Consider the following 22,122-nt stretch of genomic DNA (forward strand, 5'->3'; position numbering starts at 1 on the left):
AGACAAAAGCCGCATCCCTGTGATGCGGCTTTTTTGTTTGGGAACGGATCAGCTGAAATCATATTCCGGCCAGAGTTTCGGATCGAACCCGTCCAGCATCGGTTTGATGTGCTCAGCAACCCCGCGCCAGCCGCCGATAGACTTGGTCGAGATCTTGTTGCGCACCTGATCGATGCTTGCCGTACGTACCTGTTTGGTGTTTTTCTCGGGGTGCATCATCGTTTCGGTCCACTCCAAATCGCAGAACGCAGCGACCTGCTGGCTGTAGGTTTTCGGGTCGGCCACCAGTTCTTCGTAAGGTACCGTCAGGATACGATTTCCGAACACGGTATCCCAATGCGCCGTATAACGACGATACATATTTGCCGAATGGGCGATGGCTTGCATATTCGAGGCATAGCGCATTCCGCCCGCAGGAAAACATCTGATCCATTTGGACAATCCAACATCACGCGGATCGCGCAGCATGTTGATAATCTTTGCCTTTGGGAAGGCAGACAGCAGGAATCCAATACGTTGATAATTGTGCGGCATCTTGTCGACAAAGGCGACAGAGTCGCCCGGAATGGGCGGCATCAATTCGAGGAATTCCCGCGCAAGCTCGGACGCTTTGGCAGCGTCATACTTCTGGCCTTTTTTCTCATACTCACGCGACAGATCGGCCCCCAAAGTCAGTTCGCCGCAACCGGAAATTCCGGGGGCTGAACTCAGCATCATCTCCATCAATGTCGTGCCCGAGCGGGGTTGACCCAGTACAAAGATCGGTGTTGGCCCTTCGGCAAAGCCAGACTCTGGTGCATCGGAATCGACAGGGAACAAGCTGGTGATCCGGAACAGTTTTTCCTCTTCATCCGCCGGGACATAGGGGTTGCCTTGGTGCTGAATTTCATTGGCCCGCGCATAATGCGGCATGGCGGCATTCAACCCGTCTAACTTTGAAATCAAATGCGCCTTGGCGAACTGGAGTTCCAGCTTATCATCTCCCTTTTCGGAGATGGCTTTATTAACGGCTTCCAGCAGCTCCGGAGCTTCTTCTGTGGTTGCAATTGCCGATAATTGCAGCAAAGCCGACATATGTTCGGGTTCGTTTTGAAGAACGCGCCTCAGTATTGCTTTGGACTCGTTCTTTTCACCCGTTTGGTGAAGGTTTACAGACTTAATAAGGGCAATCTTTGTGTTCTCGGGGTCCAACTCGTAGGCGCGGGCGACATCCCGCGAGTTTTCATCGTCAAAGCCGATATTGGCGTAAGCTCTGGCCCGTTTTGCAAGAAGGTCCACATTGTCTGGATCGCTCTCCAGCTTCTTGCTCGCATGTTCGATCATCATGCGCCAGTTGGTGCCTTTGAGGTGAATTTCATCCAACACGCGGTTCAATTCCTGGTTGTTGGGGAATTGCTCCAGCTTTTGTTCGGCATAGTCCAGGGCTTTGGGAATTTGCCCGGTCTGCATCAATGCATTCGCCAGGTTTTCGACAAACTGCAGGTCGTCCGGTTTCATCCGCGAGGCTTCAACAAAATGCGGAATTGATTTCTTGTATTGCTTCATCTCGGTCAAAACAAAGCCTGCGATGGCATGATAATCCGAGTCTTTTGGGAATTTCTTGACACCCAGCTGGGCCTTTTTCAAAGCTTGCGGCAGCTTGCCTGCTTCCAGAAGCGCCAGTGCTTTGCTCTTGAGGGTTTGCGTTGTCTGGTATTCCATGTGACCCCGTGAGATCCTGTGCCTGTATCAAGAATGTATCGGTGGTTCATTACCCATGTGCGGACGGTTTGCAATAACTCTTCCCAACGACGCAATGGCGCAGCTGTTTTCAGCGCGCCCGGCAAATGCGCTACCTGTGGTGCCGAATTTCAATGTTTGTCCGACAAATCAGGTACATGTCGTGCGTAGCGGCGAAACAGGCCGCCATCTGGATGCGCTGCGCTGGGGATTTCTGCCACATTGGTACAAGACCGAAACGGCAGGGCCGTTGCTGATCAACGCCCGGGCCGAGACCCTGGCGGACAAGCCCGCCTTTCGCGATGCCTGCCGGACGCGCCGTTGTCTGATCATGGCGACTGGGTTCTATGAATGGACAAAAACGGAACAGGGAACGCGCCTGCCTTGGTATATCCACCGTCAGGACAAAGCTCCCATTGCCTTTGCCGGGGTCTGGCAGGACTGGGGCCCTGAAAGCGAACGGCAGGGCACCTGTGCTATCGTGACGACGGCTGCCAACAAATGGCTTGAGTTCATTCATCAGCGAATGCCCTTGATCGTAGAACCCAAAGACTGGCCATTGTGGTTGGGTGAAGCCGGAAAAGGGGCCGCGCGGCTGATGCAGCCGGGGAACGAGGATGTGTTGACCTTCCACCGGGTCGGGCCTGCGGTGAACTCGAACCGGGCCAGCGGGCCAGAGCTGATCGAACCTTGTGGCGCGTGACCTTTTCTTTGGAAACGCAGCAAGCTAGACCTTCGGCATGGCTCTGAAATTTCCTGACCTGACCCAACTTTACGCGCACAGGTATGATACCGTGATCGACGTTCGCAGCCCTGCCGAGTTTGCCGAAGATCATCTGCCGGGTGCAATAAACCTGCCTGTGCTGAACAACGAGGAACGCGCTCGGGTCGGAACCATTTATGTACAGGACAGCCCGTTTCTGGCGCGCAAGCTGGGCGCTGCTTTGGTGTTCCGCAATGCAGCCAATCACATCGAACACCACCTCAGCCATCATGACGGAGCGTGGCGCCCCTTGGTCTATTGCTGGCGCGGTGGACAGCGTTCCGGATCATTCACATGGATGTTGCAGCAAATTGGCTGGCGCGCCGAAGTGGTCGATGGCGGCTATCGTACCTACCGTCGATTGGTGAACGCTTATTTGTACGATGATCCCTTGCCACATCGGCTGATCGCGCTGGATGGCTACACGGGCACCGCAAAGACCCATCTTTTGGCTCTGTTGCAGGCACGAGGCGTACAGGTTCTGGACCTTGAAGCGCTGGCCAACCATCGCGGGTCCTTGCTGGGCGAAAGGCCGGGGGGGCAGCCCAGTCAGAAGGGGTTTGAATCTGCCCTGTCCGCTGCGCTGTGTTCAATGGATCCGGCGCGTCCAGTCGTGGTCGAAGCGGAATCATCCAAAATTGGCAGCTTGATCCTGCCGCCCAGCCTTTGGAACGCGTTGTGCAAGGCTCCGCGTGTGAACATTACGGCTTCAATTGAAGCCCGTTCTGCCTATCTGGTTCGGGCTTATGACGACATTCTGTCTGACAGTGACCGATTGCGGGACCGGTTGTCACCGCTGCGGTTCCATCGCGGGCATGAGGTCGTGGACGGATGGCTGCGATTGATTGATGCGGGTCAAAAACAGGCGCTGACACGGGCCTTGATGGAACAGCATTATGATCCCGCATACACCAAATCCCGGCAATCTCGCCCGGTGCAGGTATTGGCCAGTCTTGATGTGGAAACTTTGGACAACACGGGGCTGAGCAACGCGGCCGCGCAAATTGAAAGCCTTCTGGATCAGCTTTGAATGCGCAAACCCGTTGTGTCGGTCAGCTGGCCAATGATCACTGCCGGATATTCCATGTCCAGAAGATCTTGCAGAAGGGTTTCGGCGTCCTTCGCATTCACGGCGGCCAGCAAACCCCCGGCTGTTTGCGGGTCAAAAAGCAGCGCCGCCTTGCCCCTGGACGGAAGATCGGGCGCAATCGCGTTGTTGTCGGCAAAAATCGTTGACCGGACCCCCTGATCTGTCAGCGCAAGCGCGCCGTCCATCACCTTTACCGCGTCCAGATCAAGCGTAGCGCCGCAATGCGATGCGTCGCAGATGCCTTGCAGATGCCCGGCCAGACCAAACCCGGTCACGTCGGTCATCGCATGGGCGTTGGCCAAAATGCGGGCTGCATCGCCCTGGGGCTGTGTCATGTGTTTGTAGGCTGCCGCGACCCAGGCCCCTTCGGCAAGACCAGCCATTTCCGCCGCCATCAGAACACCGCTTCCCAAGGGTTTGGTCAGGATCAGGCGATCCCCCGGCTGACCACCCGCCAAGGTAATCGGGGTAGCCTTGCACAGGCCAGTCAGCGTGAAACCGACAGTCATCTCATCGCCCATTGAGCTGTGCCCGCCCACGATTTCCGCGCCCGCAGCCCGCATGACGTCACTCGCGACTGACATGATTTCGGACATTGTGCGGCGTTGCAGGGCGGCAGACATGCGCGGCAGGATGATTGTTGCCGTGGCCGCCTGAGGTGCGGCCCCCATGGCCCAGATATCCCCCAAGGCGTGAACGGCAGCGATCCGCGTCATAAGTGCGGGATCGTTGGTGAAAGCCCGCAGGTGGTCAGACGTCATGACTTGCTGCGCCGCGCCTGTTTGCAAAAGCGCGGCATCGTCGCCGGGTAGGGCGGTGATGTCGGTACGAGTAGGGGTGGGGAGGGATTTTAGGGCGAGTTGCAATGCGTCGCGCCCGACCTTTGCTCCACATCCGCCGCACATGGGCTTTTCACCCAAAACCTCATCAAGCCCGGTTGCCCGGACGCGTGGCAGGGCGGGCGGTGTCATTTGCGGCAGGTCGCGAAACTTGTTCATAAAGGTCTGGTCGATATGGTTCTTCCATGTCCACATCAACGGGCCGCTGAACGATGTTCCCAAACGCTCGGCCAGTGCTGACTTGCCACCCAGTGAGATCAGTTTGAGATAATCTTTTTGCGGTGTGTATTTTCGCATCTGTCCCGCGCCGAGCGCTGCGCGAAGATTATCGTACAAAACCGGCGCTTCGCGCACCGCATAGACACCAGCCTTCGGTCTGGGGTTGTCCGTAAGATGGGCGCAATCCCCGGCGGCAAACACAGCCGGATCACTGGATTGCAGGTAGCCGTTCACTCGGATGTGTCCGTCCTGAAGGTCAAGCCCTGTGTTTGCGATCCAGTCATAGGCGCGGGCTCCGGCGGCACCGGTCACGAAACTAGCCGGAATTGTGCGCCCGTCCTGTAGTTCCACGTGATCCTGCCCGATCCGGGTGATCACCGCGTTTTCAATCACCTCCACACCAAGGTCATGCATTGCAATCCGGATTGTTGCCGCCGCCTTGGGTTTGGTTGCAGTCAGGGCCGAGGCACTATCGATCAGGGTAATCTGTGCCGCCCGCCCCCTGGCCTTCAATGCATGTGCCATCGCCATGACCAGTTCGACGCCCGCGACGCCGCCACCGATCACAGCGACCGAGGCCGGGCCTTGACCCTTTAGATACTCGGCCCATTTTGCAGCAAAAGGTCCCAGCGGCTTGGCTGGCACTGCATGTTCCGCAAAGCCCGGCAAGGCGGGCATGTCCGACGTGATCCCCACATTGACCGAAGCCATGTCGAAGCCTACCGGAGGATGCCCAAGGACGTGCACTTCGTGTGTTTCGGTATCGATGCCATTGACTGTGCCCAAGATCACCCGCGCACCTGCGAAACGGGCCAATCTTACAAGATCGATATCCAGCTCCCACCGGTCGTAATGTCCGGCGACATATCCGGGTAACATCCCGGAATAGGGGGCGGTGGGGCCGGGGTTGATCAAGGTTACCCGCGCGCCGGGCAAAGGGCTCATTCCCCATTTGCGCAGCAGCAGGGCATGGGTGTGGCCGCCGCCAATTAAAACCAGATCACGGGTCAGGGGCAGCGGAGATGTGTGCATTTGTGTTAATTCGCGCTGTGGTCCGGAACATCCTCGACCTGCTCGACCGCGTGGGTGGCCCAAAGCTCATCCTCGCCAGCATCGGGCAGGTCGCTGGGCAGTTCATGACGATGAATGTGCCATTTTGCAATGAACAGGGCCGTGATCGGAGCCGTCAGGAATAAAAACAGCGTGATCAGAAGCTCGTGCAGCGACAGTTTGCCTTCCAGCAGAACGGAATGGGTGATCGAAGCCAGCAACACCCCACCCACGCCTAAAGTTGTCGCCTTGGTCGGCGCGTGAAGGCGGGACATTGGATCATTTAGCTTGATCATGCCGAAGGACCCGACAAACCCAAAGATACCCGAGACTATCAGGAAAACGGCGATCAGCAGCTCTGCAATGAATGTCATATCGCCCTCATTCGATGATGTTGCCGCGCAGCATGAAACGCGCGTATGCCACGGTCGAGACGAAACCCAGCATCGCGATTATCATGGCCGCTTCAAAGAAAATCTCGGTCCCTTTCGACAGGCCATAAAGGATCATCAGGGCAATCGTGTTGATGACCATTGTATCCAGAGCCAGAACCCGGGTCCCAACGCCGTCCGCGGTGATGATCCGCCACAGACACATCATTATCGCCGCGCCAAAACAAGCAAATGCAAAGTAGATTGCGTATTCGATCATTCGAAAATCTCCTTCAGGCGACGTTCATAGCGCTGCTTGATTTCGTCGCGCACCTGTTCCGGGTTTGGTGCATCAAGGCAATGGACCAGCAGATTGTGCCCCTGTGCCGACAGGTCGCAACTGACGGTGCCGGGCGTCATCGTGATGGTCCCGGCCAGCACGGTTATGGCCTCGGGTGTTCGAAGTTCCAGGGGAATGCTAACCCAGTTGGGCCGCCGGTCTTCATTGCGTTTGAACAGAACGATCCGGGCCACCGTAATATTTGCAACGACAATATCCCATAGCACGACGATCATGTATTCGGCGACCATGGGCCAGTTGCGCAGCTTGGGCCGGTCGGGCCAGTAAGGTTGTGTGACAAAGGGAATGATGATCCCGAGGATCAGGCCAAAGACCAGAGAATTCAGTGACGGGCTGTTCGCCAGCAGGATCCAGACGATCGTCAATAGAATGGTCAGGTGTGGGTGCGGAAATATCCGGTGCAGCAGTTTCATCACTCGGCCCCTCCCAATACGGCAGAGATGTAGTTTTCAGGTGTAAACAGCTGGTCTGCGGTTTGGCTTGTATACTCAAGCGCTGGGCCCGCGAACAATGTCAGCAGGATCAGGCCGGCTACGGCGCCAAACACGGCAGTAAAGGCCAGACCGGGTTGCGGTTCAGGTGCGACCGGTGCAGGGGCAGCTTCATTTTCCGCTGGCTCAGCTATCGGAACAGCCTGAGTGTCGTAACTTTTCCAGAAAATCAAAGTTCCGGCTCGGGCCAAGCCAATTATTGTGACGAACGAGCTGATCAGAATCACGGCCCAGACCGTCGTGGCATCCGAAGCATCGCGCGAGGCGTCCAGCACAAGCAGCTTGCCTATAAAGCCGGACAAGGGCGGCATTCCTGCCATCGCAATCGCCCCCACGAAGAACAGTGCGGACACCAGCCCGCTTTGCGGCATGGGTGGCGTTGGTGCGATGGCCCCGCCGCGCCGCGCCATCACCAGATCGGCAACCAGGAACAGCAGGGCTGTCGCCAGCGTCGAATGGAAGACATAGTACAGCGCCGCGGCTGTCGCATCAGGCGTAAATTGCGAGATCGCGATCAACAGGGTGCCCATGGATGCAATCGCGCAGAACGCCACCATGCGGGCGATATGTTTTGACCCCAGAATGCCGATAGCCCCGACAGCCAAAGTGACAAGTGCAGCAGGTTGCAACCACTCACCCACCAGACCCTCTGTCGCTGCGACATCGGGGCCAAAGGCCAATGTGAACATCCGCAGAATCGAGTAAGCCCCGACCTTGGTCATGATTGCAAACAGGGCCGCGACGGGCATTGGCGCATTGGCATAGCTGGCAGGTAGCCAGAAATGCAGGGGCAGAACGGCGGCCTTAATGCAAAAGACCAGCAACAAAAGGACCGCGCCAACCCGCAACAATGCCGTATCCTCGGCCGGGATTTCTGCAACCCTTATGGCGATATCCGCCATGTTCAGTGTCCCGGTCACGCCATAGATCGTGCCCAACGCAAACAGGAACAAAGTCGATCCCAACAGGTTGTAAGCCACATATTGCACACCCGCCTTCAATCGCACCGCACCGCCACCATGGGTCATCAGGCCATAAGAGGCGATCAGCAGAACTTCAAAAAACACGAAAAGGTTAAAGGCATCTCCGGTCAGGAATGCGCCGCAGACACCCATAAGCTGAAAATGGAACAGAGCGTGGAAGTGTTTGCCCCGATCATCCCAGCCTGTTGCAATGGCATAAAGCACAATCGGCAAGGCAAGCAGAGCTGTCAGCAAAACCATCATAGCTGACATTCGATCCAGCACCATGACAATGCCAAACGGGGCGGGCCAGTTTCCAAGCTCGTAAACCTGAATATCTCCGCCCGAAGCCTGCGCCGTGATTGTCAGCGCAATCCCAAGCAAGGCCACAACACCGGCGACCGAAAAGATGCGCTGCAGATCCAGATGGTATCGCAGGACCATGATGCTAAACGGAGCCAGGATCGCGGGCAGGACGATCGGCGCAACGATCCAGTGGTTCATGCGTCTTCTCCTGCTGCGTCCACGCTGTCCTGCGCTGTCATGTCGATATGGTCATCCTTGGAGGACAGGTACGCGCTGAGCGAAATCATCACGATCACCGCGGTCATCCCAAAGGATATCACAATTGCGGTCAGCACCAGCGCCTGTGGCAAAGGATCGGTATAAGCGACGTCCTTGTATTTGTTCAGAACCGGGGGGGCGTTCAGCGCAAGACGCCCGGTCGCAAACAGGAACACGTTGACCGCGTAAGTAATCAGCGACAAGCCCAGAATGACAGGGAACGTCCGGCGGCGCAGGATCAGGAATATACCGGCAGCGGTCAAGATTCCAACGGCAGAGGCTACGAGCGCTTCCATCAGGCCTGCTCCTTCTCTTGTTCTTGTTCCGGTGGAGAGTCTCGCAGGGGATTGATATCCATCGGGAATTCCTGCGCCATTCCGGGCTGCCATGCAAAGCGGGACAGGCTGTCGAGCGCCAGCATGACCGCGCCCAGAACTGCAAGGAACACGCCCGTGTCAAACAGCATGGCGGTGGCCCATTCGAATTCCTCAAGCGGGGGCCAGTTGAGATAGCCAAAATCACTGGTCAGGAAGGGGCGTTCATTGAACCAAGCCCCCAGACCCGTGGCAGCGGCGATCAGCACGCCCCAGCCAATGGTGCCGTGGTAATAGAACCGCTGCCGCTCAATCGCCCAAGTATAGCCGCTGGCCATGTATTGCATCAGATAGGCGATGGCGACGATCAGCCCGGCGATAAATCCGCCGCCGGGCTGGTTGTGCCCACGGAAGAAAATATAGGCTCCGACCATCAGCGCAATCGGCATCATCACGCGGGTCGCCACAACCATCATCAGCGGGTGTGAATCACCAGACTGCGGCCAGTGCGGTTTGCGATTCAGCAGGTAACTGCGGACATTGGTGCTTAGCACGGATTCCGTCAGCGCAAAGATAATCAGCGCGGCAATGCCCAGCACGATGATCTCGCCAAATGTATCAAAACCCCGGAAGTCGACCAGGATCACGTTGACCACATTGGTGCCACCACCGCCCTTGTAGGAATTGGCCAGATGGAATTCTGAAATCGTTGGAAATGCAAAATCGCGCATCATCATCGCGTAGACCAGCGCGCCAGTACCAAGACCGGCAACGACGGAAATTGCTGCATCCCGCCATCGCCGCGCCGCGCTGCTGTCCCATGGCGTCTCGGTCGGCAGGAAGTTCAGCGACAGCAGCAGCAAGATCATCGTTACCACCTCGACCGAGATTTGCGTCAGGGCAAGGTCAGGAGCGGAAAGATAGTTGAACGCGATGGAAACGATCAGGCCCACGACACCGATCAACACCAGCGACAACAGGCGGTTCCGGTGGAACCACATGATACCCAGCGTTGCACCCACAAGGCAGATCCAGCCGATGATCGGAATGATCTGCGCTGGCAGCGGAACACGGGTTTCCACACCGATGGTTCCTGTCGAATAGGCGTAATAACCAAGGCCCACGGTGAAGGCGACAAAGATGATCGCATACCTGCTGAGAACACCGTTATGCATCTCATCGGTGATCCAGCGGCTCAGCCTAGTCAGCGCGTCGATGATCGCCTCAAAGATTACCTTGGCCTCGGGCCGGGGCAGGGTATGCCAGACCTGCTCGCCGCGTTTGTGCAGCGCCAGCAGGAACAGGCCGCCCAATGTCGCAACAACCGACATGTAAAGTGCGGGCGTGAAGCCATGCCACAGTTTGAGCGAGTAATACGGCAGCTTCTCTCCGCCAATTACCGTGCTGGAAACCACGGCGATCAGGGGCCCAACGATTGCTGCGGAATTCAGACCGATCAGGACGACCAGCACCACCAGCAATGCGGGTGCCAGCCACAGCCCGACAGGCGGGTCATGCGGATGGGTGGGATAGTCTTCTCGCTTGGGTCCAAGGAAAACATGGCTGACGAAGCGGAAAGAATAAGCGGCCGAGAACAGCGCTGCCAAAAGTGCCAGCCCCGGAACCAGATAATGTGAATGCAACCAGGTGGTATGCACAGTCTCTTCCAGCATCATCTCTTTCGACAAAAAGCCGTTCAGCGGCGGCAGACCCGCCATGGACAGGGCCGCGATGGTGCCGATAGTAAAGGTGATCGGCATCAGATGACGCAGGCCACCCAGACGTTTCAGGTTCCGCGTACCGGTCTCGTGATCCACGATCCCGGCGGTCATGAACAGGGCGGCCTTGAAGGTCGCATGGTTGATTATGTGGAAAATGGCGGCCACGGCGGCAATTTTAGTGCCAAAGCCCAATAGCATGGTGATCAGGCCCAGATGGGATACGGTCGAAAAGGCCAGCAGCGCCTTTAGATCATCCTTGAACAGCGCGATGACCGCACCCAGCAGCATGGTGATCAGACCAGTCGTGGCCACGATGTAAAACCACGCATCTGTTCCTGCCAGAACAGGCCACATCCGCGCCATCAGGAACAGACCGGCTTTCACCATGGTGGCCGAGTGCAGATAGGCGGACACCGGCGTCGGCGCGGCCATGGCATGGGGCAGCCAGAAGTGAAACGGGAACTGTGCCGACTTGGTGAAGGCGCCCAGCAGGATCAGGATCAACGCCGGCAGGTAGTAGGGGGACGCCTGGATCAGCTCCTTGTTCTGCAAAATGACACTCAGGTCATAGGATCCAACGATATTGCCGAGGATCAGCATCCCGGCGATCATCGCCAACCCGCCCGAGCCGGTGACGGCCAAAGCCATGCGCGCGCCCTGACGGCCATCGGGCAGGTGTTTCCAATAGCCGATCAGCAAGAATGAGCTGAGCGATGTAAGTTCCCAGAAAACAATCAAAAGTAGGATATTGTCGGACAGGACAATACCAACCATCGCCCCCTGAAACAGCAGCAGATAGGTATAGAACTGCCCCATCGGGTCTTCGCGCGACAGGTAGAACCGTGCGTAGAGGATGATGAGCAATCCAATGCCAAGGATCAGCAAGGCGAAAAGAAATCCCAGCCCGTCCAGCATGAAATTCGCGTTCAGGCCCAACCTCGGTATCCAGTCAAACCGGGCAGTCACGACGTCTCCGCGCATGACTGAAGGGATGTGGATCAGCAGCCCCATCAGGGCCAGAAATGTGGTCAACCCGGCTGCGGATGCGGCGGCATTTCGGCCCGCGCGGATCAGCAGTGCGGGAAATACAGCACCAAGGAAGGGAAGGGCCGCAATAAGGAATAGGGACAAGTGCGATACTCCGGTCTGGGCGGTCAGGGTGAGGTCAATTTTGTAAGGATATTTTGCCGACTGTCCAGAGATGGCAACTTTTTTGCCGGGCTCCAACGGATCACCAAGGCATTGGCGGCGCTGCGCATTAATGACGCGATCTTGATCTGCGAGCTGTGTTTCACCGCGCAACTTGCTGTCTGGTTGTGCTAGAACCAGCATCAGCGAACAGGAGGCTGAGGCGTGGCCGAAAAAATGAACCGATCCCGACGGTGGCTATTGATTGGTGGCGGTGCCGCGATTGCTGCCGGGTTTGCGATCAGGCAATACAGACTAATCCCTGAAGATCACAGCGGTGGCCGGATCAGTGTGGCCGACGCCCATGAGCAGGCCGCGGACGGGCGCGTTCTGCTGGTTGATATCCGCACACCGCGCGAGTGGCGCGCCTCGGGAATAGGCAAGGGCGCGGTACCGCTGGACATGCGCCGCAAGGATTTCGTCGACGTTCTGACACAAATGACCGGCGGTGATCAGGCTGCGCCCGTGGCGCTGATCTGCGCCCGAGGGGTGCGGTCCGCGCGCCTCAGCAATCGTTTGATTGAAGCCGGATTCACAAATATCATCGACGTACCCGAGGGTATGTTGGGCTCGGCGGCCGGGCCGGGATGGGTAAGGACCGGTTTACCGGTCCGTAAATACAGTGAGGATGCAGGATGATCAGGGAAATCAGCCTGGCAGCAGTATTTGCCTTCACCGCGCAGTTGGCCTTGGCGGATTGTGCTGATCAGGGGGAAATTTGCGAAACCTCCTTGGGCGCGTATCATATCGAATTGCCCGATGCGGAAAACCCGCCATTGGTGGTGTTTCTGCACGGGTATGGCGGCAGTGGATCTGGCACGATGCGAAATCGCGGGATGGTCGAACCTCTGCTGGCGCGGGGGTATGCTGTGATGGCACCGGAAGGTTCGGACAGGCCCAACCGGGGCGGCAGAAAAAGCTGGAATTTTATTCCTGGATTTGGCGAACGGGATGAAGCCGCCTTTCTGTCCGAAGTGGTTCAGGACGCGGAAAACCGGTTCGGAATCAATGCGGACCGGGTCATGCTGGGCGGGTTTTCGGCTGGTGGCTTTATGGTCAACTATCTCGCCTGCAAGGCGCCCGAGACATTTTCGGCATATGTTCCGGTGTCCGGAGGATTCTGGAGGCCACACCCGGAAACCTGCAAGGGTCCGATCCGGATGTTTCATACCCATGGCTGGACGGACAACGTGGTACCGCTTGAGGGGCGCGTACTGGGCGGTGGCCGGTTTCGGCAGGGCGATATCTATGCCGGGCTCGAAATCTGGCGCGAGGCAAATGGCTGCGTCGATCACAAACCGGCCGGCTTTAGCACAACGGGGAATTTCATGCGCCGCCGCTGGACCACCTGTGCCAAAGGCAGCGCGCTGGAGTTTGCCTTGTTCCCGGGCGGTCATACAGTTCCAGCCGGTTGGGCTGATATGGTCGTGGATTGGTACGAAGGGCTTCCCGGCAGCTGATCACTCTGCCGGGGTCATGTTGATCTTGCCTTCAACCAGTTGCTTCAGCTCGGCTCGGTAACGGCGGGCCGACCGGGTGATGGCAGGTTCGCGGAAATCCTCGCGCATTCCGACCATCCGGCGTGCGGCACCGGCCGAAACACCGCTGAGTGCCGATAGCGGAATGGCAAGGGCGAGACTGATGGCAATCGGAGCCAGCCAGATCGAGACCAGCCCGGACAGGATACCAACACTCAAGGCTATGCCACTGACGGTTTCCAATGCGTGACACAGAAGCAGCGTGCGCAATCCGTAACTGCCACCGTCGCGTGCTTGCGGCGACCAGCCCCGCTGAATGCCAAGCGCTGTCCGGAAAACAGCGATCATCTGTTGCACCATCAGGATCGGCGCATACAGGATCGACAGAATGACCTCGGCCAGAAACGAGGTCAGGAACTTGAGGCCGCCTCCGAATTCGGAGTAGCGCACACCGCTTAGCGGCAAAGCCAGAACTCCCAGCACCTTGGGTGCCAGCAGCATTGCATACATCACGAGAATGATCAGAACGTGCCGGGTTTCCGACATTTCCGGCCATTGCGGGAACAGCGGATTATCGGGGCTGAAGTAATGCAGGACAGAGGCGTCTTTGCCCTGACCGATCAGTGCCCACATCAACAGCAGAGCAAACCACAACGGTGACATCAGGTATCCTACGGCACCGTGGAACATGTGAAAACGCGAGACGGCCCGGAATCCAGTCGAGCCCAGCAGTTTCAGGTGTTGCAGGTTGCCCTGGCACCAACGCCGATCCCGCATCGCATGATCAATCAGTGTGGGGGGCGTTTCCTCGTAAGATCCCCGAATGCGCGGCAGGAACCGCACCGCCCATCCGGCACGGCGCAGCAATCCAGCCTCGACGAAATCATGGCTCATGATCAGCTTGTCCTGACCGTTGAACGCACGCAGCTTGGGCAGTCCGGCACTGGTGGCGAAAGCCTTGGTGCGGATTATGGCGTTGTGGCCCCAATAATTGCCCTCTTGCCCGCACCAGCGCGCCAACCCTTCGGCAAAGGCGATGCCATAGACCCCATTGGCGAATTGTTGCATCCGGGCAAAAACCGATTGCGCGCCGATCAGTTGCGGATAGCTCTGGATCAGCCCGGCACCGGGATCACGCGCCAAAGCATCGGTCAGCCGGTGTATGGCGCGACCGGTCATAAGGCTGTCCGCATCCAGAACCAGCATCGCGTCCCAGTCTGCGCCCCAGCGACAGACCCAGTCGGCGATGTTACCCACCTTGCGGTCGGTGTTCTGCTCGCGGCGGCGGTAATACAACTCCAGCCCCGGGGCGAGCGTGGTGCGCAGGGCTTCGACGCTGGCTTGTTCCTGTGCCGCGATTTCAGGGTCGCGTGTGTCGGACAGGATGAACATGGCATAGTGATGCTGCCCTCCGCGTGCCTGCAAATCTTCAAGCATGGTGCGGGCGTTGCCCAGCACGTTCCATGGCACTTCGTTGTATACCGGTGTCAAAAGGGCCACGCGCAGGGGCTGTGCTGTGCGCTTGCGCTGCGGACGATCCTGTCGCGACAGCGAAACCATACCCAGCAGAACGGTGCAGACCGTGAACGAAATCCAGAAGAAGTTGAACGAGATTAGCGCCAACAGGATGCCCTCGATCAGATTGATCCCCTGGGCGCTGAACCAGTCGCTCATGATCCACAGCAGGCCCAATGTCGCCACCATCGCCGGTGAAAACGCAAGCGCGCGCCAAAATCCAGTCGCGCCCGTGTCTGTGCCCGACGGGGCATCGGCATCGTGGAATCCCACGCTGAAATTCTGCGCGGGCATCGCCAGAGGTGCTTCAAGCGGCATGATATGCAGATCGCGGTTCATATGGTCCATCGGTAAAGCCACACCTCAGAGGCGGGCTGTTTGTCTTTCAGCAGTTGCGCGCGCAATTCGACATGATCGCGCCCATCAGGCTGGAACGAAAACGCCAGACGCAACCCACCCGTATCCGGGTTGCGTTGAAGAACACCGTCCGAGGTTACAGCATGAGGGGAATCCACGAAGACACTGATCACCTCGATATCATCGAACAAATCGCTGCCTTCGAAATCGATGACGGCCAAACGCCCCTCACCGAAGGTGTTTTCGCCCATGGCGGTGTTGGTCACCCGTGGCATCGGAGTGTGTTGAGGCTCCTCACCCCAGATCAGACGATAGGACAGGTCAACCTGACTGCCTGCCGCATAGGGCTCTGCCGGACGCCAATAGGCGACGATGTTGTCATAGATTTCCTGATCGGCCGGTATCTCGACCAGTGTAACGGTGCCTTTGCCCCAGTCATCCCGAGGCTCGACCCACAGACCCGGGCGCTTGTGATAATTCGCCTCAAGGTCGGCATAGTCCGAAAACTCGCGCTTGCGCTGCATCAGCCCGAAGCCGCGCGGGTTCTCGTCAACGAAAGACGATATTTGCAGGCGGGCCGGGTTTGCCAGTGGACGCCACAACACCTCGCCCGCGCCATTGCGGATCAACAGCCCGTCGCTGTCATGGACGGCCGGACGGAAATCGTCGAACCGGCTGTGGTTGGTCTGGTCGAACAGAAACATCGAGGTGCCCGGCGCGATACCTACATGAGGTAGGTCTTCGCGGGGAAACAGCGTGGCCTCGACGTCGATAATGCAATCCGCCCCCGCCGTGACATTGAAGCGATAGGCCCCAGTCACGCTGGGACTGTCCATCAGCGCATGTACGACCATATTCCGATGGCCGGGCTTGGGGCGCTCCAGCCAGAAACGGATGAACTCAGGAAATTCCTCGCCATCCGGGTCGCCTGTTTTCAGGGCGAGACCGCGTGCCGACAGACCGTAGACCTCGTCCAGACCAATAGCGCGGAAATAGCTGGCACCCTGCCAGACGCAGAACTCATCCGTCTTGCCAGGGCGGTGCATCTCGGTCCGCAGCCGCAGGCCTGAAAAGCCCAGTGTCTCGTCGATGGGCAATTGCGGCACATCTTCGGATTTGTCGAACATCCCCAGATCGAAATCGACTGGTGTTGTCATGCCATTTTCGACCGTTTCCACCTTGACGGTCCGGGGGAAATACAGGCCCGGTGTGAAGAAATCGACGTTGAATGGCGTTTCGGTTTCGTACCACAACGCCCGGTCCAGTCGAAAACGGATCGAGCGATATTGTTCGTAAGTCAGATCCTGCCATTCTTGGGGAACCATTTCGCGTTCCGCATAGGGGCGGCTGGCCAGTTCGCGGGCCAGTTCGATCACGTGGTCGCGGTCAAAGGGGACTGCGCCCCCGGTCGCATAGGCCGATGGGGTAAAGGCCAAGGCAGTCGTCGAGACTAGGAATGCGCGACGGGTGAAATTCATCTCTTCAATTTCCAGGGTTGAGACTTAAACCAAGCTGCCAGATAGGCCACGCCGATGATCATGGCAAAGCCAATTATGTTGGCGACAAAGACGGTGGCAACATCCCGCCCAGCTTGATCGAGGGCAACGCCGATAAGTCGTGCTGCTGCCATGGAAAATACAAACACCGCAAGGGATTGCTGACCGACTTTGGTGATGACAGTCAGCAGGAATTGCCAGACACGCGCGCCTATTCCGTGACCCGTCGCTATCAGGCGGTGACCATGTTCGCCTGCCGCGACCCAGCCCAGATAGGCCAGTGACAGAAAATGGACATATCGCAGCGCACCAAACTCGGTCTTGTCGCGCAATTCGTCGGTCAGTGGCCAGATCTTTCGGATCGCAGCGCCCAACTCAGGCGCAGCGCTGTTAACCCAGAGGAAGACCTTCCAAGATCCAAACGGAGCTGACAGGATCAGGAACAAGGCAGCCGCCCAGACCAGAGATTTCGATACTGGTGGAGCGGGAATCCATCCGCGCATCAAGGCAAATCCGGTGAAGAACAGCAATTGCCAGCCAAACGGGTTGAAAAACCATTGCCGATCCGACCAAGGCTCGGCCGGAAGGGCCAGCGCGCCGGTCTGAGTGATGCACCAGATGGTCACAGATGCAGCCGCCATCAGCCAGAAACTGACACGGTAAAGCGCGATGTAGAGCGGCATCAGCGCCAGTACCACCAGATACATCGGAAGGATGTCAAAGTAGTTCGGTACATAAGTCAGGGTAAAGATCCCCACCATCTGCGGGGCGGGATCATTGAAGAAATGCTGAAGGTTCAGGGACGAGACATAGGTTTTCCCGAACGCGCCGGTCAGGTCCAGCGCTGCCATTGTCATGGCGACAAAGAAGAACAGGGCAATATGGGCCCAATAAACCTGCCAGATGCGATAGGCCACTCGGGCCGTGCCCATCCACCAGCCTTTGTGCAGGTACGCCCCGCCGAAGGCGATGGCCGAGGCCATGCCCGAACAGAACACGAAAATCTCGGTTGCGTCCGAATACCCAAAGCGCGCCGGGATCCAATTCGCCCAAGGATCATTGGGAATGTGGGCGATCAGGATGATGAACATCGCGATGCCGCGATAGAAATCCAGTCGCGGGTCACGCGTGCGAGCGGGGGCCGCAGCCGGGGCTGCGACGGGTGCAAAATCAGCAGCGGGCGATATGGTCGCCATACGGTCTCTGTCCTTCTTGGTCGTCTTGTTATTCGGCGGGGACGCTTTGCATGTCTCCGCCGTCGCGTGCCGCATCAATCAGGGCGCGGCGCGCGATGGCATAATTGTCTTCACCCCCGGCGCGCTTGGCGCGACGGTCATCCAGAATGCGTTCAACCGCATCAAGACGACCGGCCCGAAGCCCGGAATCGATGGTAATGCGTTCAAATACATCACGTTGCGCGTGACTGCCACCAGCCAGTTGCATTGAACCGCGCGCTGCCAACAGGTGATCAAATGCCGTGCCATAATGGCCGTCACCAAAGGCTTCAAGGCCCATGGCGGCCGCGACACCGGGATCAGCCATACGGCGGGTGGTGTCGTCATTGGCACGCGCTGCATCCTTGCTCATGCGGTTCAGCATTTTGGCTGTGGCGTCGACGCGATTGTCGCCTGTCAGTGCCAAAAGGTAATGCAGATCGGCGAAGATCAGGCAGCCGTCTTCGGTGCGCGCGGCACTCAGGTCAGCCAGTTCTTCCCAGCGATTTCCGACATTTACGCCTTCTAATTCAAGCCGCATCAGAAGCGAAGTTCCGTTCGAGATGTCGCGGTAATCGTCGGTTTTGTCCTTGCGGACGTGGTTGTCATACAGGTCCATCACCTGATCGACCTGACCCAGATCCAGATGCATCAGGGCCTTGTGCCACCAGACGTGATAGCGGAAGTTGTTGCAATGGGCCCAGGCCGCCTCGCGCCCGGCCAGCCAGTCAAGGCCCAGCTGCGCGTTGCCGGTCATCTCATGGACATGGGCCACCGCGTGCAGACCCCAGGCATCGTCGGACACCATCCAAAGCGCCTGACGTCCCGCGATTTCGGCCTTTTCGTAGGCTCCGGTTTCTTCCAGCGCGAAGGAATGGCAGCCCAGCAGATAGCCCCGACCGGGGTGATCGGGTTCATAAGCAGGTATCACCCGTTCGATCGAGCGGCGCATTCCATCCGGATCTCCCAGAACGAAACGGGTCGCATGGCTGAGTTTCATCGCCAACGTATCCCGCGGATGGTCGCGCAGGACCGCTTCGAACTTTTGCACCGCCTGTGTCAGTTGGCCCGCCAGATACAGCCCCAATGCATCGACAAACAGCCGCTCGCGCGTCGAGACGGGCTGCCGTTTCATCGCAGCATTGGCAGCCGCCAAAGCCTCGACTGCAACCGCCATCATCTCTCGTCGACCGAGAAGGGCCATGAATAGGCCTTTGACGGCATGGCCCAAAGCAAAATCGGGCTCAAGCTCCAACACTTTGCCCAGATGTTGGGGCGTAACCGCGGCATGTGCCATGAACCCAAGCAGAACACCATTCCAGGCTTCGACAGCTTCCGGCTGCGCCAAGGTGTTCATCTGTCCAAAAACGTCTTGTTTCATACTTGGGTCCAATCTGTATTGCGGTATTTGACACTGTTTGATGTAACAGAGTGTGCGAGAGCGGCGTATCAGTATCGACCCCGCTCTCGAATTGGTGAAATGTCGTGTGTGAAAAAGTCGAAAAAATCCGCCGATTCAAAGGCATGTTTCAGCAACTTGCCGCCTAGTTGTGCAAGTGTTTCAATCGTCGAACGGGTTTTCAGCGTTTAATACCCAGTCAGTGTCCGCCCCGCAGGTAGGTGGCGCGCTGCGATATGTTACAGGCGTACGTGACAGGTTCAGGGGATTCCCGATCAGGTTCACCACTCCGGGCTGGGCCTGCATCGAAATCTGCATTTTTCGTGCTGCTACCTGTTCCGTATCAAAAACCTGATCCAGCGTCTGGACCGGACCTACGGGCACTTTCACGGCTTCCAGGCCGGAAATCACGGATCGCGTATCCAGCCGTTTAACAGCGGGCCGAAGAATGGCGTTCAGCGCATCACGGTGTTCCAGTCGCGCCGGGTTGGTCCCGAATCTGGGGTCGTCGGCAAGTTCGGGTTGTCCCAGGAAACCGCACAGTTTTCTGAACTGGCCATCATTTCCAACCGCCAGAATGACATGCCCATCGGATGTCTCGTAGACGTCATAAGGCACAATGTTAGGGTGCCCGTTTCCACGGCGTTGCGGAACGTCGCCTGAAGTCAGGTAATTGACGCCCTCGTTGATCAGCCATGCGATCTGAGAATCAACAAGTGCCAGATCGACCTGCTGGCCTTCACCGGTCAGGTCGCGGTGGCGCAGCGCGGCCAGAATGCCAACGCTTGCATACATTCCGCACATCACATCAGCGATGCCGACCCCCACTTTCATCGGCGCGCCTTCCGGGTCGCCGGTCAGGGACATGATCCCACCATAACCTTGCGCCATCAGGTCATAGCCGGGTTTGCTGGCGTTCGGCCCGGTTTGGCCGTAACCCGAAATCGAGCAGTAAACGAGGCTGGGGAATTCCTGCGACAGGGTGGCATAGTCCAGCCCGTATTTCGCCAGACCGCCGGGTTTGAAATTCTCGATCAGAATATCCGCGTGTGAGGCCAGCCGTCGGATTTCCGCCTGACCTTTCTCAGTCGCGATATCCAGCGCCACGGATTTCTTGTTTCGGTTCGCTGACATGAAATAGGCGCTCAGGTCCGAGCGGTTGCCGTCGGCATCGGTGACATAGGGCGGACCCCATTGCCGCGTGTCGTCGCCCCCGGTGGCAGGGTTTTCGATCTTGATGACGCTTGCGCCCAGATCACCCAGCAACTGCGTGCAGGTCGGCCCGGCCAGAATACGGCTGAGGTCCAGAACCTTGACGCCCTTCAGCGGGCCCTCAGATGCGGCCATCGTATCCTCCACGGTCGATTTCAGCGGCGATGACGGTAAATGTCTCGGCCTTTACAGCAGCTTCAAGTGCTGCACGCAACTCTGCCCGGTTGCGGACAGTGTGGCCGTTCCCACCAAATGCACGGCCCATGGCCGCGAAGTCATGGTGGCCGAAATCCACGCCATTCTTACCCATCTGCCGCTGCCGCTGTTTCAACTCGATAAGGGCAAGGCTTGCATCTACGAAGACAAGAAAGATCGGATTGCCGCCCATTTCAGCCGCCGTCGACAATTCCCCGGCGACCATCAGAAACCCGGCATCACCCGAAAAGCTGATCACCGGGCGGTCGGGCTCGGCCAGTTTCAGACCAATGGCCATTGGGACAGCACAGCCCATGGTGCAGAGCGCCGAGGATTGGATCAGCCCACGTTCCTCGCTGCAGTCCCACATCTGGCTCAGCAGAATGCGATGCGCGCCGCTGTCGGCGGTTGCGAGTGTTTCGGGGGGCATGGTAGCCCGCGTTTCGGCGATGACCGCTGCGGGTCCCCAGTCCTCATCGGTGGGAAAGGCCTGTGCCAGTGCGGTTTTGACCTGCGCGGGCTCACCACCCGGCCACGTTGCGTGGGCAGGGTTTCCCTTGGCAATGGCCTCAAGCGTCTCGCCCGTGTCGGCCACCAGATTAAGACCCGCCTGATGCATGTAGTGGTCATTGATCACCGCGGATATGTCGATGACGCGCTTTTCTTCGGGGTCCCAGATTTCGCGCCAGCCGGGGCGCATTTCGATCGGGTCATACCCCAGACACAGCACCAGATCGGCGTGTTCGACCAATGGGACAAGGTGCTTGTCTGCCAAAGGCGACAGGCCCGCGCCGCCCAAACACAAAGGGTGATCTTCGGGAACAACACCCTTGGCCTTGTAGGTGGTCACAAATGGAATTCCGAAATGTTCCAAAAACGCCTGCACCACACTGCGCGAGTCGTCATAGAGGACATCGAGACCGATAATGGCGATGGGGCGCTCGGCCTCAGCCACCCAGCGCCTGGCTTTTTCCAGGCATTCGCCATTGGGGCTGACAGGCGCGACCTTGGCCAGACGGCGGCGTTTCACACCCGTCACCGGCGTATCGGCGACCGAGATCGGAACATCAATATGGACCGGGCCCGGTCGCGGTTGCGTGGCCAGTGACACCGCCTTGTCTGCGATGATATCCGCGCCATTGGCCGTCAGTGTAAACGTGCCCTTGGTGATGGAACGGTAAACCTGGCTGTGGTCCATAACCTGATGGGTATAGGTCAGTGCTTCGTCCGCATCGACGCAACCGGTCAGAACGATCATCGGAACACGGTCCTGCAACGCATTGGCCACCACATTGATGCCGTTCATCGCGCCCGGACCCAAAGTGGCGACCAGAATCGCAGGCGCGCCGTCGCGGTGATGCACGGCCTCGGCCATGAATCCGGCCGAGTTTTCGTGCTTTGTCAGATGAAAGGCAATGCCCGCCTTTTCAAGCGCATCCACCAGTGTCAGCACCTCACCACCCGGCATTCCAAAGGCGTGGCGGCACCCCGCTTCGTACAGGCGTTGGGCCAGAAGATCGGCGGCGCGCGGCGTGGGGTCCTGCATCAGTCATGCTCCGAGATAACCGTTTCAAAGCAGATTGCGGAGGACGCCACCAGACGCA

Annotated in this window: 18 protein-coding genes; 4 read left to right on the forward strand and 14 right to left on the reverse strand. The window is 58.2% G+C overall.

What is annotated here, in order from left to right:
* Window positions 1-48: 48 nt before the first annotated feature.
* Window positions 49-1,701 (reverse strand): tetratricopeptide repeat-containing sulfotransferase family protein, encoded by a 1,653-nt coding sequence (locus AC2FLO_RS02655; RefSeq protein ID WP_496751256.1) that lies wholly within the window; start codon window positions 1,699-1,701, stop codon window positions 49-51.
* A 55-nt stretch (window positions 1,702-1,756) separates the two neighbouring features.
* Between AC2FLO_RS02655 and AC2FLO_RS02660 the strand changes: the two genes are divergently transcribed.
* Both AC2FLO_RS02660 and mnmH read left to right on the forward strand, forming a co-directional pair.
* Window positions 1,757-2,422, forward strand: coding sequence for an SOS response-associated peptidase (locus tag AC2FLO_RS02660; RefSeq protein WP_496751257.1), 666 nt, complete (start codon window positions 1,757-1,759; stop codon window positions 2,420-2,422).
* A gap of 37 nt (window positions 2,423-2,459) precedes the next feature.
* Window positions 2,460-3,512, forward strand: a complete 1,053-nt coding sequence (gene mnmH, locus AC2FLO_RS02665) for a tRNA 2-selenouridine(34) synthase MnmH (protein ID WP_496751258.1) — start codon at window positions 2,460-2,462, stop codon at window positions 3,510-3,512.
* Here mnmH and selD read toward each other — a convergent pair.
* From selD to AC2FLO_RS02700, 7 genes are read right to left on the reverse strand one after another with little or no spacing between them, the layout of a single operon-like run.
* Window positions 3,503-5,662 carry a selenide, water dikinase SelD gene (selD, locus tag AC2FLO_RS02670; RefSeq protein ID WP_496751259.1) on the reverse strand — a complete coding sequence of 720 codons (2,160 nt, stop codon included), beginning with the start codon at window positions 5,660-5,662 and terminating at the stop codon, window positions 3,503-3,505. The genes mnmH and selD overlap by 10 nt on opposite strands.
* Window positions 5,663-5,667: 5 nt before the next feature.
* Entirely contained in the window at window positions 5,668-6,054 is a 387-nt protein-coding gene (locus tag AC2FLO_RS02675) for a Na+/H+ antiporter subunit G (protein WP_267365960.1), read from the reverse strand.
* A 7-nt stretch (window positions 6,055-6,061) separates the two neighbouring features.
* Window positions 6,062-6,331, reverse strand: coding sequence for a K+/H+ antiporter subunit F (locus tag AC2FLO_RS02680; protein ID WP_209503286.1), 270 nt, complete (start codon window positions 6,329-6,331; stop codon window positions 6,062-6,064).
* Window positions 6,328-6,825, reverse strand: a complete 498-nt coding sequence (locus tag AC2FLO_RS02685; RefSeq protein WP_496751260.1) for a Na+/H+ antiporter subunit E — start codon at window positions 6,823-6,825, stop codon at window positions 6,328-6,330. Before AC2FLO_RS02685 ends, AC2FLO_RS02680 begins: the two co-directional genes overlap by 4 nt.
* Complete coding sequence (locus tag AC2FLO_RS02690; RefSeq protein WP_496751261.1) at window positions 6,825-8,369, reverse strand: monovalent cation/H+ antiporter subunit D; 1,545 nt, start codon at window positions 8,367-8,369, stop codon at window positions 6,825-6,827. Before AC2FLO_RS02690 ends, AC2FLO_RS02685 begins: the two co-directional genes overlap by 1 nt.
* On the reverse strand, window positions 8,366-8,725 hold the full coding sequence (locus tag AC2FLO_RS02695) for a Na+/H+ antiporter subunit C (protein ID WP_209503290.1): 360 nt from the start codon (window positions 8,723-8,725) through the stop codon (window positions 8,366-8,368). The genes AC2FLO_RS02690 and AC2FLO_RS02695 overlap by 4 nt, the downstream gene beginning before the upstream one ends.
* Window positions 8,725-11,595: a monovalent cation/H+ antiporter subunit A gene (locus AC2FLO_RS02700; protein WP_496751262.1), complete on the reverse strand. Its 2,871-nt coding sequence runs from the start codon at window positions 11,593-11,595 to the stop codon at window positions 8,725-8,727. Before AC2FLO_RS02700 ends, AC2FLO_RS02695 begins: the two co-directional genes overlap by 1 nt.
* 234 nt (window positions 11,596-11,829) lie before the next feature.
* Here AC2FLO_RS02700 and AC2FLO_RS02705 point away from each other — a divergent pair, with 234 nt between their 5' ends.
* Both AC2FLO_RS02705 and AC2FLO_RS02710 read left to right on the forward strand, forming a co-directional pair.
* Window positions 11,830-12,291, forward strand: a complete 462-nt coding sequence (locus AC2FLO_RS02705) for a rhodanese-like domain-containing protein (protein WP_496751949.1) — start codon at window positions 11,830-11,832, stop codon at window positions 12,289-12,291.
* Window positions 12,288-13,112 carry a CE1 family esterase gene (locus AC2FLO_RS02710; RefSeq protein ID WP_496751263.1) on the forward strand — a complete coding sequence of 275 codons (825 nt, stop codon included), beginning with the start codon at window positions 12,288-12,290 and terminating at the stop codon, window positions 13,110-13,112. Before AC2FLO_RS02705 ends, AC2FLO_RS02710 begins: the two co-directional genes overlap by 4 nt.
* On the opposite strand, the gene mdoH is transcribed toward AC2FLO_RS02710, so the two are convergent.
* The 6 genes from mdoH to AC2FLO_RS02740 all read right to left on the reverse strand — a co-directional run bounded on the left by mdoH (window position 13,113) and on the right by AC2FLO_RS02740 (window position 22,064).
* Window positions 13,113-14,984 carry a glucans biosynthesis glucosyltransferase MdoH gene (gene mdoH / locus AC2FLO_RS02715; RefSeq protein WP_496804239.1) on the reverse strand — a complete coding sequence of 624 codons (1,872 nt, stop codon included), beginning with the start codon at window positions 14,982-14,984 and terminating at the stop codon, window positions 13,113-13,115. It abuts the gene before it with no gap.
* Window positions 14,981-16,480, reverse strand: a complete 1,500-nt coding sequence (locus AC2FLO_RS02720; protein WP_496751264.1) for an OpgD/OpgG family glucan biosynthesis protein — start codon at window positions 16,478-16,480, stop codon at window positions 14,981-14,983. Before AC2FLO_RS02720 ends, mdoH begins: the two co-directional genes overlap by 4 nt.
* Window positions 16,477-17,694, reverse strand: a complete 1,218-nt coding sequence (locus AC2FLO_RS02725) for an OpgC family protein (RefSeq protein ID WP_496751265.1) — start codon at window positions 17,692-17,694, stop codon at window positions 16,477-16,479. The genes AC2FLO_RS02720 and AC2FLO_RS02725 overlap by 4 nt, the downstream gene beginning before the upstream one ends.
* Window positions 17,695-17,722: 28 nt before the next feature.
* Entirely contained in the window at window positions 17,723-19,093 is a 1,371-nt protein-coding gene (locus AC2FLO_RS02730; protein WP_496751266.1) for a tetratricopeptide repeat protein, read from the reverse strand.
* A 180-nt stretch (window positions 19,094-19,273) separates the two neighbouring features.
* Window positions 19,274-20,458, reverse strand: a complete 1,185-nt coding sequence (locus AC2FLO_RS02735) for a CaiB/BaiF CoA transferase family protein (RefSeq protein WP_496751267.1) — start codon at window positions 20,456-20,458, stop codon at window positions 19,274-19,276.
* A complete protein-coding gene (locus AC2FLO_RS02740) occupies window positions 20,445-22,064 on the reverse strand; it encodes a thiamine pyrophosphate-binding protein (RefSeq protein ID WP_480585108.1) in 1,620 nt (539 codons plus the stop codon). Before AC2FLO_RS02740 ends, AC2FLO_RS02735 begins: the two co-directional genes overlap by 14 nt.
* Between the last annotated feature and the right edge of the window lie 58 nt (window positions 22,065-22,122).

The sequence above is a fragment of the Ruegeria sp. TASC047 genome (genome assembly GCF_059612445.1).

What these genes read in the sequence shown, in the direction of transcription:
- AC2FLO_RS02655 (WP_496751256.1), bottom strand. Translation starts at nt 1,701, where the DNA reads ATGGAATACCAGACAACGCAAACCCTCAAGAGCAAAGCACTGGCGCTT.
- AC2FLO_RS02660 (WP_496751257.1), top strand. Translation starts at nt 1,757, where the DNA reads ATGTGCGGACGGTTTGCAATAACTCTTCCCAACGACGCAATGGCGCAG.
- mnmH (WP_496751258.1), top strand. Translation starts at nt 2,460, where the DNA reads ATGGCTCTGAAATTTCCTGACCTGACCCAACTTTACGCGCACAGGTAT.
- selD (WP_496751259.1), bottom strand. Translation starts at nt 5,662, where the DNA reads ATGCACACATCTCCGCTGCCCCTGACCCGTGATCTGGTTTTAATTGGC.
- AC2FLO_RS02675 (WP_267365960.1), bottom strand. Translation starts at nt 6,054, where the DNA reads ATGACATTCATTGCAGAGCTGCTGATCGCCGTTTTCCTGATAGTCTCG.
- AC2FLO_RS02680 (WP_209503286.1), bottom strand. Translation starts at nt 6,331, where the DNA reads ATGATCGAATACGCAATCTACTTTGCATTTGCTTGTTTTGGCGCGGCG.
- AC2FLO_RS02685 (WP_496751260.1), bottom strand. Translation starts at nt 6,825, where the DNA reads ATGAAACTGCTGCACCGGATATTTCCGCACCCACACCTGACCATTCTA.
- AC2FLO_RS02690 (WP_496751261.1), bottom strand. Translation starts at nt 8,369, where the DNA reads ATGAACCACTGGATCGTTGCGCCGATCGTCCTGCCCGCGATCCTGGCT.
- AC2FLO_RS02695 (WP_209503290.1), bottom strand. Translation starts at nt 8,725, where the DNA reads ATGGAAGCGCTCGTAGCCTCTGCCGTTGGAATCTTGACCGCTGCCGGT.
- AC2FLO_RS02705 (WP_496751949.1), top strand. Translation starts at nt 11,830, where the DNA reads ATGAACCGATCCCGACGGTGGCTATTGATTGGTGGCGGTGCCGCGATT.
- AC2FLO_RS02710 (WP_496751263.1), top strand. Translation starts at nt 12,288, where the DNA reads ATGATCAGGGAAATCAGCCTGGCAGCAGTATTTGCCTTCACCGCGCAG.
- mdoH (WP_496804239.1), bottom strand. Translation starts at nt 14,984, where the DNA reads ATGAACCGCGATCTGCATATCATGCCGCTTGAAGCACCTCTGGCGATG.
- AC2FLO_RS02720 (WP_496751264.1), bottom strand. Translation starts at nt 16,480, where the DNA reads ATGAATTTCACCCGTCGCGCATTCCTAGTCTCGACGACTGCCTTGGCC.
- AC2FLO_RS02725 (WP_496751265.1), bottom strand. Translation starts at nt 17,694, where the DNA reads ATGGCGACCATATCGCCCGCTGCTGATTTTGCACCCGTCGCAGCCCCG.
- AC2FLO_RS02730 (WP_496751266.1), bottom strand. Translation starts at nt 19,093, where the DNA reads ATGAAACAAGACGTTTTTGGACAGATGAACACCTTGGCGCAGCCGGAA.
- AC2FLO_RS02735 (WP_496751267.1), bottom strand. Translation starts at nt 20,458, where the DNA reads ATGGCCGCATCTGAGGGCCCGCTGAAGGGCGTCAAGGTTCTGGACCTC.
- AC2FLO_RS02740 (WP_480585108.1), bottom strand. Translation starts at nt 22,064, where the DNA reads ATGCAGGACCCCACGCCGCGCGCCGCCGATCTTCTGGCCCAACGCCTG.